Origin of the sequence: Streptomyces sp. DSM 40750, assembly GCF_024612035.1 — a bacterium.
Taxonomy (GTDB): domain Bacteria; phylum Actinomycetota; class Actinomycetes; order Streptomycetales; family Streptomycetaceae; genus Streptomyces.
In genome coordinates, this window is record NZ_CP102513.1 from 1,310,425 (window position 1) to 1,327,185 (window position 16,761).

A 16,761-nucleotide genomic window follows, 5' to 3' on the forward strand; every position below is an offset into this window, starting at 1 on the left:
CACCTCGTTGGAGCGCCGGGTGAACTGATCAAGGCCGGCGGCCTCGACCCGTTGAACCGCGCCGTCGGCCGGGATCCGGCGATCAAGCGAACCTGTCATCCCTTGCGGGTGGCCACCACCATCCGGCACCGCGGGCTGCCGTCGGGTCGCCGGCCGAACTCGGGAAGTGCGAACAGCTCCACCTCGAACCCGGCGCGCGCCAGCTCGGCCCGTACGACGCCGAGCCGGAAGGGCCGGTAGTACATGACGAACGGCGGCCGCCAGACCGCGTTGCGCATCCGCATCGCCGCGTCGAAGCCGAGCGCCGCCCAGTACCAGGGGGAGTTCGGCGGGGCGGGCGCCGGCAGCGGGAACGTGAAGCGTCCGCCCGGCCGCAGCACGGAGTGGACCTGGGCGAACAGCCCCGGCAGCTCGTCCGGCAGGAAGTGCCCGAACGCGCCGAAGCTGACGGCCAGGTCGAAGACGGGGGCGAAGGGGAGGGCGCGGGCGTCACCGCGCACCCAGGAGATGCGGGGGCCTCCGGGGTCGGGGTCGGTCGGGACCGGGCGCTCGGAGCCGGGGGCGGCTGAACCCGGGCCTTCGGAGCCGGCGGAAGCCGCCCGCGGAGCCACGGAGCCAGGGGCGCCGGAGCCCACCTGCTCCCTCCCCACCGCCAGCATTCCCGCGCTGATGTCGACGCCGGTGACGCTCTCCCGGCACACCTCGCGCAGCACCTCCATCCCGGCCCCGGTACCGCAGCAGAGGTCAAGCCCGTGCTCGAAGGGGCCCATGGACGACAGGGCCGCCTCGACCGCGTCCAGGATGCTGTCCGGCGTACGGAACGGGGTGTGGTCGAACTTCGGCGCGAGCAGGTCGTAGCCGTGTTCGACGGAGGAGAGGGCCTGAACGGCGAGTTCGCGGAGGCTGGGGCCTTGCGGGGTGAACATCACTTCAGCTTAGGCCCTGGCTCGGGGCAGCGGTCGGCGTACGCCCTCGCCTATGGTCCGGTACATGACTTCGTTCCGTCCTGCCCCGACCTGGCTGGCCGACGCCGTCTTCTACCAGATCTATCCGCAGTCCTTCGCCGACTCCGACGGAGACGGCATCGGGGACTTCGCCGGAATCACCGACCACCTCGACCATCTGTCCTGGCTGGGCGTCGACGCCGTCTGGCTGAACCCCTGCTTCGTCTCGCCGTTCCGCGACGCCGGGTACGACGTCGCCGACTATCTGAACGTCGCCCCGCGCTACGGCTCGAACGACGACCTGGCCAAGCTCGTCGACGAGGCGGGCCGCCGCGGCATCCGGATCCTGCTGGACCTCGTCGCCGGCCACACGTCCATCGACCATCCGTGGTTCCAGGCCGCCGCGAACGACCCGGACGACCACCGCTACATCTGGACGACGGAGGGCCGCCCCGACGGCTTCGTCGCCTCCCCCGGCACCCGCCCGGGCGCATACCTGCCGAACTTCTTCGACTCCCAGCCCGCCCTCAACTTCGGCTACGCGCGCGAGGATCCGGCCGAACCGTGGCGGCTGCCGGTCGACGCCGACGGCCCGCGCGCCAACCGCCACGCGCTCCGCACGATCATGGATCACTGGCTGAGCCTCGGCCTCTCCGGCTTCCGCGTCGACATGGCCTCGTCGCTCGTCAAGGACGACCCGGGCAAGGCCGAGACCGCCCGTATCTGGACGGAACTGCGGCACTGGCTGGACAGCGCCCACCCGGACGCGGTGCTGCTCGCCGAATGGGGCGAGCCGGAGGTCTCGATCCCGGCCGGCTTCCACGCCGACTTCTTCCTCCACTTCGGAGGCCCCACTGACGGCCTCGCCCTGCGCTCGCTCTGGAACAACGGCGAGGGCACGGTCGAGGAGACCTGGGATCCGCTCGACTGCTTCTTCGACGCGAGCGGCAGGGGCTCACCGCGCCCGTTCGTCGAGGCCTGGCAGCACGCGACCACGGCCGTCGCCGGCGCGGGCTCCATCTCCCTCCCCACCGCCAACCACGACTTCTCCCGCCTCAACTGCGGCCCCCGCGGGGCCGATCAGCTTCCCGCCGCCTTCGCCTTCCAGCTGACCTGGCCGACGCTCCCGGCGATCTACTACGGCGACGAGATCGGCATGCGCTACGTCCCCGGCCTCCCCGACAAGGAGGGCAGTGTCCTCGGCCCGCGCTACAACCGCGCGGGCTCCCGCACCCCCATGCAGTGGGACGACACCCCGAACGCCGGCTTCTCCACCGCCCCCGCCGACCACCTCTACCTCCCCGTCGACCCCTCCCCCGACCGCCCGACCGTCGCCGCCCAGCGCGCCGACGGCACCTCGCTCCTCTCTCTCGTACGCCGCCTGATCGCCCTGCGCAGGCGCACTCCGGAGCTGGGCTCCACCGGCTCGGTGGAGGTGCTGAGCGCGGGGTATCCGTTCGTGTACGTGCGGGGTGGGCGGTATCTGGTGGTCGTCAACCCGCAGCGGCACGCGGCGAGTTGGTCGTACACGCCCGCCGTTCACAGCACTCTGGAGGCACAGGGCGTGGAGATCGGGGACGGCACGATCACCGCGCACGGCTTCGGATACGGGATCTTCGAGCTCGGCGGATAGTCGTCGGGGCCGGACAACTCGGGAGGTCACCCCCGGTGACCTCCTTACGGCGCGGACGAGGCGGCCGCGTTCGCTTCCTCGCCGTAGGCGGTGAGGAAGCGGTCGCGGAAGGCGTCCATGCGCCACACGGGAGCGTCGTCACCGGGCCGCAGGCCGTCGGACCAGCCCCAGTCGTCGATCCTTTCGAGGACCTTCGGGTCATGGGCGACGATGGTGACGGGGACGTCGTGGTCGGCGCCGTTCCCGCTGACGCTGGCCATGGGCTGGTGGTCGCCGAGGAAGACCAGCACGGTGTTCTCGTCGCCGTACTTCTCCACGTACCGCAGGAGGCTGTGCAGCGAGTACTGGACGGACCTGCCGTACTCCTCCTTCACCTTGACGGGGTCGGTGAACACGTCCGCGGGGTCCTTGCCCGCCTTCTCGATGCCCTTGTAGACCGAGCCGTCGCCGACCTCGTCCCAGCCGACCATCTCCGGCAGCGGCGCCCACGGCTGGTGGCTGGAGGTCAGGATGATCTCCGACATCAGCGGCTTGCCGCCCTTCCTGGCGGCCTCCAGACGCTCGAACGCGGTGAGGGCGTACTGGTCGGGCATGGTCGACCAGCTGAACTTCGGCCCCTGATAGCCGAGATCGCGGGAGTCGTAGACCCTGTCGAAGCCGTAGAAGTCGCCTTCGGGCCAGTTGTACTGGACGCCCGGCACGACCCCGACCGTCCGCCAGGCGCCCGTCTTGTCGAACGCGCCGGGCAGAGTGAGGCGTTCGCCGGCGGTGACCGTGCGATAACGGCTCTGGTTGTCGATCCACAGGCCGGTCAGGAACGTGGAGTGGCCGAGCCAACTGCTGCCGCCGTACGTCGCGGAGGTCAGCCAGCCGCTCTTCGCCGCGAACCCGGCCTTGGTCAGCGCCTCGCCCTCCTCGTCGAGCGCCGCGTTCACACCCGGCGCGATGGCCGGGTCCTCGAGTGCGGCGCGGCCGTAGCTCTCGATGAAGGTGAACATGACGTCCTTGCCGCGCAGACCGGTCAGCAGCTGGTCGGCGGGTACGTCGGCGAACCTGTCCTTCTTGGCCTCCTTGGCGAACGCGGCCTCGTCCCTGAGCGTCTCCCGCACCCGGTCCCAGCGGTCCTGCACGAACCCGATGGTGTTCCGGGAGGCGACCGCGGTGTCCTCGATCGGGGTCAGGCCGAGCGCCGCGCAGGTGATCCACACGGTTCCGGCGATGATCGTGCCCCTGGTGGCCCGGTCCCGGTCGCGGGCCAGGAGGTTCACCAGCCGCACGACCGCCAGCGACATGACGACGAACAGCAGCAGCACCAGGACCACGAGGCCGATCACGGCGGCCAGCGCGCCCGTGCCGCCGAGCGTGTCCCGCGTGTACGACTCGGCGTCGTCGAGCAGGCCCCAGTCGAGGACCACGTTGAAGCCGCGGCCGAGGAACTGGTTGAAGCCGATGTCCAGCGCCTTCACGACCACCAGCGCGGACAGGCCCACCCCGATGACGACCGCCGCGACCAGCCTGGGCCGGCGCGGCAGCACCATCAGCAGGGCGGCGCCGAGGATCGGCTCCACCGGTATCCGCAGGAACTGCCGCGCCACGAAGTACTCGGCCTGGCCCGGCATGAGCAGCGCGAAGAACACCAGGGCGGCGGCCAGCGCGGTGGTGCCCCAGGAGAGACCGCGTGCGGCGACCGGGTGCTTCTCCTGGAACGCCGTCCGATACCTCCGCCATCGACGGACGGGCTCGCCGGTCTTCGCCTGTGTGTCCTCGACGGGGTTGTCCGACGCCGACGGGTCCACCGCCGACGACTTGCTCGTCTGGTCCGTCTCGTCCGTGTCCGGTGATGGGCTGGAGCGCGTGAAGAGCGACACGCGACGTTCCTTCCGTGCGAAGACCGCTGGTGGTGCCCCCCTCTGTACGGGGGACCCACGCCATCAGTTCAAAGACCACGGGTAAGCCATCGGTAAGGAACTCCCCAACAGCCCACCACCGTTGGTGGTACACTTGCCATGGCACGTGTGTATCGCCCGTTCTCGGGCGCCGGTGCCGCTCTCTCAGATCCTGAGATCTCTCCGCTGAACCGCCCGTCGATTTCCGACCGGCCGTCAGCTTCCCCCGCACCATCCGCGACACACCGGCCGCCTCTCACAGCGGCCGTGAACGGCTCAGCCGTACTCCGGGTGTGTGCCTTCCCCTCCCCCTTCCCTCATGCGTTTTCCCTCACGTCCTCGAAAGGACCCCCACCCATGACCACCACCACACTCGAACGCACTTCCACCGATCGGCAGCCTCCGGCCCGGGTCACCGGCGTCCTGGAGATCGCGCAGGGCGGGCAGGGACACCTGCGCACCGAGCGCGGCCTGCCCACCCCCGCCGACCCGCAGGTCCCCGCTGCGCTGATCCGCCGGTACGGCCTGCGCAAGGGCGACACCGTCGACGGCGTACGCGACGGCCGACGCGGCCTCACCGAGGTCGAGCGGATCAACGGCCGTACGCCCCAAGAGCTGCGCGGCCGTCCGCACTTCCACGACCTCACCCCGCTGCACCCGCGCGAGCGGCTGCGGCTCGAACACCCGGCGAGCGGGCTGACGGGCCGTCTCGTCGACCTCGTGGCCCCCGTCGGCAAGGGCCAGCGCGGGCTGATCGTGGCCCCGCCCAAGACCGGCAAGACGGTACTGCTCCAGCAGGTGGCCGCCGCGATCGCCGCCAACCACCCCGAGGCCCGCCTGATGGTGCTGCTCCTCGACGAGCGGCCCGAGGAGGTGACCGACATGCGGCGCTCCGTACGGGGCGAGGTGTACGCCTCGACGTTCGACCGCTCCCCCAAGCAGCACATCGCGCTCGCCGAACTCGTCGTGGAGCGCGCCAAGCGCCTCGTCGAACAGGGCGAGGACGTCGTCATCCTGCTGGACTCCCTGACCCGGCTGTGCCGGGCCCACAACAACGCGGCCGCAGCCGGTGGCCGCACCCTCAGCGGCGGTGTCGACGCCGCCGCGCTGCACGGCCCCAAGCGGCTCTTCGGCGCCGCCCGGCTGACCGAGGAGGCCGGCTCCCTCACCATTCTGGCCACCGCCCTGGTGGAGACCGGTTCCCGTGCCGACGACTTCTTCTTCGAGGAGCTCAAGGGCACCGGCAACATGGAGCTCCGCCTGGACCGCGCCCTCGCCGACCGGCGCGTCTTCCCCGCCGTCGACATCACCCCGTCCGGCACCCGCCGCGAGGAACTCCTCCTCACTCCGGGCGAGTTGAGCGCCGTACGAGGGCTGAGGCGCGCCCTGCGGTCCCGCGAGGGACAGGCCAACCTCGAAACGCTGCTGGAGCGGATGCGCGCCACCCCGGACAACGCGACCTTCCTGCGCCAGGTGCAGCCCACACTGCCCACGGCATGACACGACCGGTGACCTCTCCCGGTGACCTCGACCGATGACGCGCCCGCAGGACCTCCAGGCAGCATCCCGTGAGGCATCCGGGTGCTCGATCCGCGTACTCGGCCCTGACAGCCCGGTTCATGGCACGACCGTTCCTACGTTTGCGGTATGACTATCGGATCTTCATCCCGTGCCAGCCGTGTTTCCCGCGGTTCGCGCGTCGCCGTCTGCTGCTCCGCCGTCTGTGCGCTCGGCGCCCTGATCGCGTCGGGCCCGGAGGGCGCCCGCCTCCCGGCCGGGACGGGCACACAGGACGCCAAGGCCGGGCAGGAGCCGCCGTCGCTGTACCGGCCGGGGACGCAGGTGCGGTCACGGGCCGGGGCGCCCCGGGTGCCCCGGGACGTCTCCGCGGTGTCGTGGCTGGTGGCCGACGCCGGAACCGGCGAGGTGCTCGCCGGGCACAACGCGCACCGCAGACTGCCGCCGGCGAGCACGCTCAAGACCCTGTTCGCGCTCACCGTGCTACCGGGCCTCCCGGCAGGTCTGAGACACACCGTCGAGAGCGAGGAACTGTCGGGCATCGGCGCCGGAAGCAGTCTGGTCGGCGTCCAGGAGAACCGCACCTACCGCGTGGCCGACCTGTGGCGCGGTGTCTTCCTCAGCTCGGGCAACGACGCCGTACGGGTCCTGGCCGCCCTCAACGGCGGCTGGCGGGCCACCGCCGAGCAGATGCGGGACAAGGCCCGCTCCCTGGGCGCCCGGGACACCCATGTCGTCTCGCCCGACGGCTACGACGCGCCCGGCCAGGTGTCGTCCGCGTACGACCTGGCGGTGTTCGGTCGAGCCGGGCTGCGCAACGCGGAATTCGCCGAGTACTGCTCCACGGCCACGGCCAAGTTCCCGGCTGCGGACGGCCCGTACGGCATCCAGAACACCAACCGGCTGCTCACCGGCGCCGGTGTCGACCGCTATCCCGGGCTGATCGGCATCAAGAACGGCTACACCAGCAACGCGGGCAACACCCTGATCGCCGCCGCGAAACGGGGCGGACGCACCCTCGTCGTGACGGTGATGCGCCCGAGGACGGGCGGCGGCCTCGCCGTCTACGAGGAGGCGCGGTCGCTCCTGGACTGGGGTTTCCGCGCCGCCGGGCGTGTCGACGCCGTGGGCTCGCTCCTTCCGCGGCGCCCGGCGGCGGCACCTCAGGCCGGCCCCGAGTCGCCGCCCGTCCGTGAGGAGAAGGAGGAGGCCACGGCTCCCGGCTGGCCGGCGGCGGGCGTGATCACGGGCGCGGCCGGATTCGGTGCGGCGGCCGTGGCACTGACGTTCCGGCTCATGGGCCGCCGGCTGATCCGTGACTGACCGATCGGCAGCCACAGCAGCAGCCCGAGCGTGATCCACACATAGGTGTTGCCGCCGACGAAGCCGCCGATGCCGGACGCGTCGTCGAACCACAGCCAGACGACGCTGCTGCACAGCGCCACGTACAGCGTCGCCGCGAGCGGCAGCAGCCGACGGTGTCTCAGCAGGACGGCGAAGGACGGCAGCAGCCAGACCAGATGGTGCACCCAGGTGATCGGGCTGACCAGGCACGCGGTCAGCCCGGTGAGGGCGAAGGCCGCGATCCAGTCCTCGGCGCGGACCGCCGTACGGACCCGCCACGCCCACACGCACAGCACCCCGAGCACGAGCAACGCCCAGATGGCGCGGCTCGGTTCGTGCGGTGCCACGAGCCGGGCCAGGACGCCTTGCAGCGACTGGTTGGAGACGTAGTCGAGGCGGCCGATGCGGCTGGTGTCCCACAGGGCCTCGGTCCAGTAGAAGCGCGAGGCGGACGGGGCGGCCCAGGCCGCCGCCGCGGTGGCGGCCGCGGCGACGGCGGTCGCGAGCCCGGCGGCGCGCCACCGCCGGGCGAGGAGCAGCATCCCGATGAAGATCGCGGGCGTCAGCTTGATCGCCGCCGCCAGGCCGATGCCCACGCCCGCCCAGCGCCCCCGGCCGGTGGACAGCAGCCAGGCGTCAGCGAGTACCAGGGCCAGCAGCAGGAGGTTGACCTGGCCGAAGCTGAAGGTGTCCCGCAGCGGTTCGAACAGGGCGAGCGCGCAGAGCGCGAGGGACGTGCCGAACCAGCCGTAGCGGCGCAGGCGCGGCCCGGCCAGCATGTACAGGACGGCCGCGAGCGCAGCCAGGTTCAGCCCCAGGCAGAGCACGATCGCGGTGCGCAGCCCGACCAGCGCCATCGGCAGCATGGCGACGGCCGCGAACGGCGGATACGTGAAGCCGTAGGTGGTGCCGGGCACCAGGTAGTCGTAGATCCGGCCGTCGTGGTGGACCCAGGTGTCGATCGTGCCGTGGTAGACGCGCAGGTCGAACCAGTCGCGCAGGAGCGGGACGGTCGCGGTGAACACGGTGACGGTGACGGCCAGGCCGAGGACGAAGAGGATCCGGGCGCGGTCGGTGCGCAGCCCGAACCGCCGGTGACGCGGTTCGCTCATGCCGTCCGCTCCAGCACCGGCGCCTGGGCGGCCTGATGGGTCTGCCAGAGCACGACCACCGCGAGGACTCCCCCGCAGACCGCCAGGGCTGTCTGCTCGGTGTCCGCCGGGTAGCCGCTCGGCAGGACGGCGAGCGCGAGCACTCCGCTGGCGGCCGCGATCCGGCGCTGCACGGAGGCGTTCCGCGCGGCCGCGGCGATGAGGAACAGACCCCACAGGGCGTACCAGGGGCGGATCGCGGGGCCCAGCACGGCCACGACTGCCAGGCTGAGCCCCAGCGCGTACACGGGGCCGGGCCTCAACCGGAGCCATATGAACAGGACGAGGGCCAGCGTCAGCAGGAGTCCGGCGGCGCGCCAGGCCGGGAGCGCGAGGGGGGCGAGGTCGCTGCCCAGGTCGTGGAGCAGGGTGCCGGTGGCGCGGCCGAGGACGCTGGTGAGCGACCAGTTCTGCGGGGACACCGGGGTGCGCAGGGCGGCGATCCACCCGTATCCCGTGCCGGCCAGGGCGGTCGCGGCGGCCGTGGTGGCCGAGGCGACGGCCAGCGTGGCCGCCGTCGTCCGTATCCATCCGGTGCGGCCGCGCATCACGATCACCGCCAGCAGGCCGAGCGCGGCGGGTGCCTTGACCAGCGCGGCGAGCGTCACGAGGACGACACCGAGGAGGTACCAGCGGCCCCGGGCGGTCACCAGCCCGACCCCCAGCAGACCGAGCATCATCGCGTCGTTGTGGGCACCGGCGACGAGGTGCAGGAGCACCAGCGGGTTGAGCGCGCCGAGCCAGAGCGCGACGGCCGGGTCGGCGCCGCTGTGCCGGGCGAGGCGGGGCAGCGCCACGGCCATCAGGGCCACACCGAGGAGGGCGATCACGCGCATCCCGATGAGCCCGGCCGGTATCCGTCCCTCGGTGAGACCGGAGAGCCCGGAGGCCATGGCGAGGAAGACCGGCCCGTACGGCGTCGCCGTGTGCCGCCACATCGGTGCCACCTCGTCGGCGAGCGGTCCGCCGAGCCGGGCGGGCCCGTGCGCGTAGACGTCGATGTGCGCGTCGACCATGGCGCCCTGGGCGAGGTAGCTGTACACGTCCCGGCTGAACAGCGGTGGCGCGAGCAGCAGGGGGGCCGCCCAGACGGCCAGCACGAGGAGCAGGGCGCGTGGTGTCGGGGGTTCGGGGCCGCGTATCACCTTTCCCAGCAGCGCCCAGGCGGCTATCAGCAGAACGACGCCGAAGTAGACACCGACCAGACCCAGCGCGCCGCGTCCCGAGGTCGGCGAGAGCAGATCCTGGACCGGCAGGGCACCGGCGGTCTCACCTCCCAGGGCGAGAAAGGCGGATCCGGCCAGGCCAAGAGCCTGACAGCGGCGGAGGTCGACGGGAAAAGCGATGGCCAACACTTGGGAAGCGTGGCAATGGGGGGTGACGGGGAGGCAACGCGATGCCCTCCGGGCGGGGGCGGCGATGTGACCAGGGCGTGATCGGGCGTCTAGAACACCGACAGCCCCGTCAGTGTCGTGAACCGGTCCAGTGCCGCCACGCCCGCCACCGAGTTGCCCCGCTCGTCCAGGCCCGGACTCCACACGCACAGTGTGCAACGGCCTGGCACGACCGCGATGATGCCGCCGCCCACACCGCTCTTGCCGGGGAGGCCCACGCGGTAGGCGAAGTCGCCGGCCGCGTCGTAGGTCCCGCAGGTGAGCATCACCGCGTTGACCTGTTTCGCCTGGCTCCGGGTCAGCAGGCGGGTCCCGTCGGCGCGGACGCCGTGGCGGGCCAGGAAGGTGGTGGCGAGGGCGAGGTCGGCGCAGGACGCGGTGAGGGAGCACTGCCGGAAGTACTGGTCCAGCAGGGCCGGCACCGGGTTGTGGATGTTGCCGTACGACGCCATGAAGTGGGCGAGCGCCGCGTTGCGGTCGCCGTGGGCCGACTCGGAGGCGGCGATCTGCGCGTCGAAGTCCAGGTCGGGGTTGCCGCTCTCCGAGCGGAGGAAGGACAGCAGCTCTCCGGCCGCGTCGCCGGTACGGGTGTGGAGGCGGTCGGTGACGACGAGGGCGCCCGCGTTGATGAACGGGTTGCGCGGGATGCCGTTCTCGTACTCCAGCTGCACCAGGGAGTTGAACGGGTTGCCGGAGGGCTCCCGGCCCACGTGCTCCCAGAGGGCGTCGCCCTCCCGGGCCAGGACGAGGGCGAGGGTGAAGACCTTGGTGATGGACTGCGTGGAGAACTGCTCCCGCCAGTCCCCCACGCCGTACACCGTGCCGTCGAGCTCCGCGACGGCCATGCCGAAGCGGCGTGGATCGCAGGCCGCGAGCGCCGGGATGTAGTCGGCGGGCCGGCCGCGGCCCGGGGTCCGTTCGATCTCCTCGGCGATACGTTCCAGGACCGGCTGGAAGGTGAGGGACGACGTCGTTGTCATGATCACCATTGTGCCTCCGCGCCGGCCCCGGCGCGTCGTCGCAGTTCAGGGGCGGGTCAGGTCGGGGATGCGTCAGCCTGGGTGTGCGTCAGGCGAGGGGTGCGCCGCTCCCCGCGAGCACCTCGGGCCTCAGCAGCTCCTGGAGGCGTTCGGCGGGCAACAGGCCCTTCTCCTGGACGAGTTCGGCCACGCCCCGACCGGTGGCGAGGGCCTCCTTGGCGATGTCGGTGGCCGCCGTGTAGCCGATGTGCGGGTTGAGGGCGGTGACCAGGCCGATGGAGTTCTCCACGGTGGCGCGCAGGGCCTCGGTGTTGGCGGTGATGCCGTCCACGCAGCGCTCGGCGAGGGTGAGGCAGGCGGCCCGAAGGTGGGTGATCGACTCCGACAGGGAGTGCAGGATGATCGGCTCGAAGGCGTTGAGCTGGAGCTGTCCGGCCTCCGCCGCCATGGTGATGGTGACGTCGTTGCCGATCACCTCGAAGGCGACCTGGTTGACGACCTCCGGGATCACCGGGTTGACCTTGCCGGGCATGATGCTCGAACCGGCCTGCACGGGCGGCAGGTTGATCTCGTTGAGGCCCGCGCGTGGCCCGGAGGAGAGCAGCCGCAGGTCGTTGCAGCTCTTGGAGAGCTTGACGGCGACGCGCTTGAGGACACCCGACATCTGGACGAACGCGCCGCAGTCCTGGGTGGCTTCGACCAGGTTGGCGGCGGTGACCAGCGGCAGCCCGGTGATCGCCGCGAGGTGGCGGCGCGCCGACTCCGCGTATCCGGCGGGGGCGTTGAGGCCGGTGCCGATGGCGGTGGCGCCCAGGTTGATCTCATGGATCAGCTCGACGGCCTCGTCCAGACGGCTCCGGTCCTCGTCGATCATGACGGCGAACGCGGAGAACTCCTGACCGAGCGTCATGGGGACAGCGTCCTGCAACTGTGTACGGCCCATCTTGAGCACCTCGCGGAACTCGACGGCCTTACGGGCGAAGGAGTCCTGAAGGACGGCCATCGCCTTGAGCAGGCCGTGCACCGCGAAGACCGTCGCTATCTTCACGGCGGTCGGGTACACGTCGTTGGTGGACTGGCCGAGGTTGACGTCCTCGTTCGGGTGCAGGTACTCGTACTGGCCCTTGGCGTGGCCCAACAGCTCCAACGCCCGGTTGGCGACGACCTCGTTGGCGTTCATGTTGGTGGAGGTGCCGGCGCCGCCCTGGACGACGTCGACGACGAACTGGTCGTGCAGCTTGCCGTCGCGGATCTCCCGGCAGGCCTCGATGATCGCGGCGGCCTTCTCGGGGGCGAGCAGGCCGAGTTCCTCGTTGGCGCGGGCGGCGGCCTCCTTGACGGCGGCCAAGGCGTCGATCAGATGGGGGTAGGCGGAGATCGGGGTGCCCGTGATGGGGAAGTTCTCCGTGGCGCGCAGGGTGTGGACGCCCCAGTACGCGTCGGCGGGGACGTCACGGTCTCCGAGCAGATCGTGTTCGCTGCGGGTCACTGCGGCGGTCATGGCGGTACGGGTCCTCTTCTTTGAGGGGGTGAGGTGGGCGCTCTCGTCGGGCGCGGTCCTTGTGGGGCCGCGCCCGGCGAGGGGCGGTCGCAGGGGAGACGAGAATGCGCGGGTCAGGGGTTCACACGGATGTGGCGTCCAGGAGCGGGTCGAGTGCTCTGACCGGGCGGACGTGCCCGACCACTGCGCCGCCGCCGAGCAGCGGGGCGCCCGCGAACCCGGCGAGGGCGAGCGGGTCGACGCCCGCCCGGGCGAGGGCCGCCGCGGTGACGGGCACGCGGGCCCGGTTGGCGCCGTCGGCGATCTTCACGGCGACGGCCCGGCCGTCCGGGAGCGCGGCGACCTGGACGCCCTCGAAGCCGTCCTTGGTGAGCAGCCCGGGCACGGCCCGCATCAGCTCGGCCACGTCACGCCCGGCGCCGGACGCCAGCTCGGCGTGGTCGCGCATCGCGTCGGCGACCGTGCGCTCGGGGGTGCCCTCGGCGGCGGTGGTGATCCGGGCGAGGGCGCGGGCCAGGCCGTGCAGCGAGACGGAGAAGAGGGGTGCGCCGCAGCCGTCGACCGTCACCTGGGCGATGGCCTGCCCGGTGAGGTCCTCGACGATCTCGGCGATGGCCTGCTGCAACGGGTGCGCCGGGTCGAGGTAGTTCTCCAGCGACCAGCCGTTGAGCCTGCATGTGTAGAGCATGGCCGCGTGCTTGCCGGAGCAGTTCTGCGCGAGGCGCGAGGGCCGGCGCCCCTCGCGTATCCACTGGTCGCGTACGGCCGGGTCGTACGGCATGTCGGTGACGTTGCGCAGATCGTCCTCGGTGGCCCCGGCCAGCTCCAGGATCTGCCGGGCTCCGGCGAGGTGGCGTTCCTCGCCGGAGTGGCTGGCCGCGGTCAGGGACAGCAGTTCGCCGTCCAGGGGCAGTCCGGCGCGCAGCATCGCCACGGCCTGGACCGGCTTGAGCGCCGACCGGGGGTAGAACGCCGCCTCGATGTCGCCGAGTTGGAGTTCCACCTCCCCGTCGGCCCCCAGCACCACGACGGAGCCGTAGTGGATGCCCTCGATGACACCTCCGCGTACGAGGTGGGCGACGGGGGCGTGGAGCGGTTCCCGGATCGCGGGGGCCGCGGCCACCGGAGCCGCAGGGATCGCCGCGGCGCCGGTGGTCGTGGGGTCGTACATCACTGCCTGAATCACTTCTTCACTCCGGCCGACTGCTGGGCGACCCGGCGACGTACGCCGAACCACCCCGCGATCAGCGCCAACACGATGAGGGGGAGGCACAGCACGGTCGTCCGGCCGGCGCCGCCGTCCGCGTACATCAGGACCAGCACCGACGCCAGGAAGAACAGCGTCACCAGTTCGGTCCACGGGGAGCCCGGCAGCCGGTAGCTCGGCCGGGTCAGTTCGCCCTTCTCGGTCTTCTGCCAGAACACCAGGTGACAGATCATGATCATGCCCCAGGTGCAGATGATGCCGATCGCGGCGAAGTTGAGCACGATCTCGAACGCGTCGGCCGGGACCACGAAGTTCAGTCCGACGCCCAGCACACAGATACCGCTGGTGAGCAGGATGCCGCCGTACGGGACCTGGTTGCGGCTCATCACGCCGGTGAACTTCGGGGCGGAGCCCGCCATCGCCATCGAGCGCAGGATGCGGCCGGTGGAGTACAGGCCCGAGTTGAGCGAGGACATGGCCGCGGTCATCACGACCAGGTTCATGATGCCGCCGGCCGCCGGGATGCCGATGTTGGAGAGCACGGTGACGAAGGGGCTCTCGCCGGCCTTGTACGAGGACCAGGGCAGCAGCATCGCCAGCAGGAGCACGGAGCCGACGTAGAACAGACCGACGCGCCACATGATCGAGTTGATCGCCTTCGGCATGATCTTCTCGGGGTTCTCGGTCTCGCCCGCCGTGACGCCGACCAGTTCGACGGAGGCGTAGGCGAAGACGACGCCCTGGATGATCAGCAGCATGGGCAGCAGGCCGTTGGGAAAGATGCCGCCGTTGTCGGTGATCAGGGACGGGCCGGGGGTGTGGCCGTCGACGGGCTGCTGGGTGACCAGCAGGAAGATGCCGATCAGCATGAAGACGACGAGCGCGCTGACCTTGATGATCGCGAACCAGAACTCCAGTTCGCCGAACATCTTCACCGAGATCAGGTTCACGGCGAGGACGACTCCGAGCGCGATGAGCGCGATCACCCACTGCGGGATGTCGGAGAACATGCCCCAGTAGTGGGTGTAGAGGGCGACCGCGGTGATGTCGGCGATACCGGTGGTGGCCCAGTTCAGGAAGTACATCCAGCCGGCCGTGTACGCGCCCTTCTCGCCGAGGAACTCCCGGGCGTAGGACACGAAGGCGCCGGACGAGGGCCGGTAGAGGACCAGTTCACCGAGGGCACGGACGACGAGGAAGGCGAAGAGTCCGCAGACCGCGTACGCGATGAAGAGGGACGGGCCGGCGTCGACGAGGCGGCCGCCGGCACCGAGGAAGAGGCCGGTGCCGATCGCGCCGCCGATGGCGATCATGTTGACGTGGCGGGACTTCAGGGACTTGCTGTAGCCGGCGTCTCCGGCGTCGACATGACCTGAGGATTGCCCGGCCTGTACGACGTCTTTTTCGAGGGACTGCTCGCTCACGCCTCGCGTCCGCCTTCCGTGGAGCCGTTCGTGCGTGGGGAACGCACGATGTCGGTGAGGGTGGTCTCGACGCGGTCGAGGTGGTGGGACATGGCCTCCACCGCGTCGTGTTCGGAACCGTCGATCAGCGCCTCGACGATGGCCCGGTGCTCGCGGTTGGACTGCTCGCGGCGGCCGCCCAGCTCGTTGAGGAAGGCCGACTGGCGGGCCAGCGCGTCCCGGATCTCCTCGATCACCCGGCGGAACACCGGGTTCTGGGCGGCCTCGGCCACGGCCAGATGGAAGAGCGTGTCCATCGCGACCCAGGCGGTGGTGTCGGTCTCCCGCTCCATCCGGTCCAGGAGGTGCGCCAGTTGGTCCAGGTTCTCCGGGGTGCGGCGCACCGCCGCGTACCCGGCGACCGGGATCTCCACATGCCGGCGCACTTCGAGCAGATCGCTCGCCGCGTAGTCGCCGAAGGTGGGGTCCTCGACGGCGTTCGCGATCACGAAGGTGCCCTTGCCGGTACGGGACTGGGTCAGCCCCATCACCTGAAGCGCGCGCAGCGCCTCGCGCAGTACCGGACGGCTCACTTCGAGCTGCCGGCAGAGCTCCGCCTCCGAGGGGAGCTTGTCACCGATGGCGTACTTGCCGCGCTCGATGGCGTCGCGAAGGTGGGTGAGCACCGCTTCCATGGCGCTGACGCGCCGGGGTGCCGAGCCACCTGTCTGGCTGTCTGACAGGTTCACGGGGGTGATCCTGAGGGTGACGGGAGGGGGCTGTCAAGGGGCGCGGATTCGATCTTCCAGGTCACGGGCGGTTGTGGATCAGCCCGGATGTCACTCGCCGACGGCCCGGGGCAGCGCCGTCAGCTGAGTCCGCCCGCGCCGAGCAGCCCGAGGAGGAGCACCCCGACCACGATCCGGTAGGACACGAACACGTTGAAGGAGTGCCTGGTCACGAACCTCAGCAGCCAGGCCACGGAGGCGTACGCGACCGCGAACGAGACGGTGGTTCCGACGATCAGTGGGGCCGCGCCCACCCCCGCGCCGAGAGCGTCCTTGAGTTCGTACAGGCCGGCACCGGTGAGGGCCGGGATGCCGAGGAAGAAGGAGAGCCGGGTGGCCGCGACCCGGTCGAGGCCGAGCAGCAGCGCGGTCGACATGGTGGCGCCGGAGCGGGAGAAGCCGGGGAAGAGCAAAGCGAGGATCTGCGAACCGCCGACCAGCATCGCGTCCCGGAACCGGGTGTCGTCCTCCGTGCGCCGGCGCCGGCCCACCTGCTCCGCGACCCACATGACACCGCTGCCGACGATCAGCGAACCGGCCACCACCCACAGCGAGGCGAGCGGCCCCTCGATGAGCGACCGGGCGGCAGACCCCACGACCACGAGCGGGATCGTCGCGGCGAGCACCCACCACGCGAACCGGTAGTCGCGGTCCTGCCGCTCCCCCGCGTCGAACAGCCCGCGGAACCAGGCGGAGCCGATCCGCGCGATGTCCTCGCGGAAGTACACGAGCACCGCGGCGATCGCGCCGACCTGGATGACCGCCGAGAACCCGACGACGGCCCTGTCCTCGATCCGGATCCCCATGAGCCCCTCGGTGATCTTCAGATGGCCGGTGGAGGACACCGGAAGGAACTCCGTCACGCCCTCCACCGCTCCGAGGACGACGGCCTGACCGACGGTGATGGTGCTCATGGGGTCCAGTTCTGCTCGGCGAGGCATGACGGAGTACGGCTGGGGACGAGGCCACGCCGCGCGTAATCATGCCGGGGAAGCAGTCGTACTACAGCCGG

General features: G+C 71.1%; 12 protein-coding genes and 1 pseudogene. 3 read left to right on the top strand and 10 right to left on the bottom strand.

The window, feature by feature from the left end; genetic code table 11:
* Positions 1 to 95: 95 nt before the first annotated feature.
* Entirely contained in the window at positions 96 to 926 is an 831-nt protein-coding gene (locus tag JIX55_RS06100) for a class I SAM-dependent methyltransferase (RefSeq protein WP_257562201.1), read from the bottom strand.
* 64 nt (positions 927 to 990) lie between these two features.
* Here JIX55_RS06100 and JIX55_RS06105 point away from each other — a divergent pair, with 64 nt between their 5' ends.
* On the top strand, positions 991 to 2,577 hold the full coding sequence (locus JIX55_RS06105) for an alpha-amylase family glycosyl hydrolase (RefSeq protein ID WP_257562202.1): 1,587 nt from the start codon (positions 991 to 993) through the stop codon (positions 2,575 to 2,577).
* Between the two features lie 44 nt (positions 2,578 to 2,621).
* On the opposite strand, the gene JIX55_RS06110 is transcribed toward JIX55_RS06105, so the two are convergent.
* Positions 2,622 to 4,445: a sulfatase gene (locus JIX55_RS06110; RefSeq protein WP_257562203.1), complete on the bottom strand. Its 1,824-nt coding sequence runs from the start codon at positions 4,443 to 4,445 to the stop codon at positions 2,622 to 2,624.
* Between the two features lie 375 nt (positions 4,446 to 4,820).
* Between JIX55_RS06110 and rho the strand changes: the two genes are divergently transcribed.
* Together rho and JIX55_RS06120 are read left to right on the top strand one after the other, a co-directional pair.
* Positions 4,821 to 5,963: a transcription termination factor Rho gene (gene rho / locus JIX55_RS06115; protein WP_257562204.1), complete on the top strand. Its 1,143-nt coding sequence runs from the start codon at positions 4,821 to 4,823 to the stop codon at positions 5,961 to 5,963.
* 147 nt (positions 5,964 to 6,110) lie between these two features.
* Positions 6,111 to 7,304, top strand: a complete 1,194-nt coding sequence (locus tag JIX55_RS06120; RefSeq protein ID WP_257562205.1) for a D-alanyl-D-alanine carboxypeptidase family protein — start codon at positions 6,111 to 6,113, stop codon at positions 7,302 to 7,304.
* Between the two features lie 275 nt (positions 7,305 to 7,579).
* On the opposite strand, the pseudogene JIX55_RS06125 reads toward JIX55_RS06120, so the two are convergent.
* The 8 genes and pseudogenes from JIX55_RS06125 to JIX55_RS06160 form a co-directional block, all read right to left on the bottom strand.
* Positions 7,580 to 8,437: pseudogene (locus tag JIX55_RS06125) on the bottom strand (glycosyltransferase family 87 protein); the annotation flags it as partial.
* Entirely contained in the window at positions 8,434 to 9,822 is a 1,389-nt protein-coding gene (gene mptB, locus JIX55_RS06130; protein ID WP_257569232.1) for a polyprenol phosphomannose-dependent alpha 1,6 mannosyltransferase MptB, read from the bottom strand. The pseudogene JIX55_RS06125 and the gene mptB, both read right to left, overlap by 4 nt.
* Before the next feature lie 98 nt (positions 9,823 to 9,920).
* Entirely contained in the window at positions 9,921 to 10,859 is a 939-nt protein-coding gene (locus JIX55_RS06135) for a glutaminase (RefSeq protein WP_257562206.1), read from the bottom strand.
* 79 nt (positions 10,860 to 10,938) lie between these two features.
* Positions 10,939 to 12,351: an aspartate ammonia-lyase gene (gene aspA, locus JIX55_RS06140; RefSeq protein ID WP_257562207.1), complete on the bottom strand. Its 1,413-nt coding sequence runs from the start codon at positions 12,349 to 12,351 to the stop codon at positions 10,939 to 10,941.
* A 121-nt stretch (positions 12,352 to 12,472) separates the two neighbouring features.
* Positions 12,473 to 13,522, bottom strand: coding sequence for an asparaginase (locus tag JIX55_RS06145; RefSeq protein WP_257569233.1), 1,050 nt, complete (start codon positions 13,520 to 13,522; stop codon positions 12,473 to 12,475).
* Between the two features lie 11 nt (positions 13,523 to 13,533).
* Positions 13,534 to 14,982, bottom strand: coding sequence for an amino acid permease (locus JIX55_RS06150; protein ID WP_257562208.1), 1,449 nt, complete (start codon positions 14,980 to 14,982; stop codon positions 13,534 to 13,536).
* Positions 14,979 to 15,710 (bottom strand): FadR/GntR family transcriptional regulator, encoded by a 732-nt coding sequence (locus tag JIX55_RS06155; RefSeq protein WP_257562209.1) that lies wholly within the window; start codon positions 15,708 to 15,710, stop codon positions 14,979 to 14,981. Before JIX55_RS06155 ends, JIX55_RS06150 begins: the two co-directional genes overlap by 4 nt.
* A 119-nt stretch (positions 15,711 to 15,829) precedes the next feature.
* Positions 15,830 to 16,663, bottom strand: a complete 834-nt coding sequence (locus JIX55_RS06160; protein WP_257562210.1) for an undecaprenyl-diphosphate phosphatase — start codon at positions 16,661 to 16,663, stop codon at positions 15,830 to 15,832.
* Between the last annotated feature and the right edge of the window lie 98 nt (positions 16,664 to 16,761).

Excerpts from the sequence above, each read along its gene's own strand:
- JIX55_RS06145 (WP_257569233.1), bottom strand. The coding sequence starts at position 13,522 with ATGTACGACCCCACGACCACCGGCGCCGCGGCGATCCCTGCGGCTCCG.
- aspA (WP_257562207.1), bottom strand. The coding sequence starts at position 12,351 with ATGACCGCCGCAGTGACCCGCAGCGAACACGATCTGCTCGGAGACCGT.
- rho (WP_257562204.1), top strand. The coding sequence starts at position 4,821 with ATGACCACCACCACACTCGAACGCACTTCCACCGATCGGCAGCCTCCG.
- JIX55_RS06135 (WP_257562206.1), bottom strand. The coding sequence starts at position 10,859 with ATGGTGATCATGACAACGACGTCGTCCCTCACCTTCCAGCCGGTCCTG.
- JIX55_RS06105 (WP_257562202.1), top strand. The coding sequence starts at position 991 with ATGACTTCGTTCCGTCCTGCCCCGACCTGGCTGGCCGACGCCGTCTTC.
- JIX55_RS06160 (WP_257562210.1), bottom strand. The coding sequence starts at position 16,663 with ATGAGCACCATCACCGTCGGTCAGGCCGTCGTCCTCGGAGCGGTGGAG.
- JIX55_RS06100 (WP_257562201.1), bottom strand. The coding sequence starts at position 926 with ATGTTCACCCCGCAAGGCCCCAGCCTCCGCGAACTCGCCGTTCAGGCC.
- JIX55_RS06120 (WP_257562205.1), top strand. The coding sequence starts at position 6,111 with ATGACTATCGGATCTTCATCCCGTGCCAGCCGTGTTTCCCGCGGTTCG.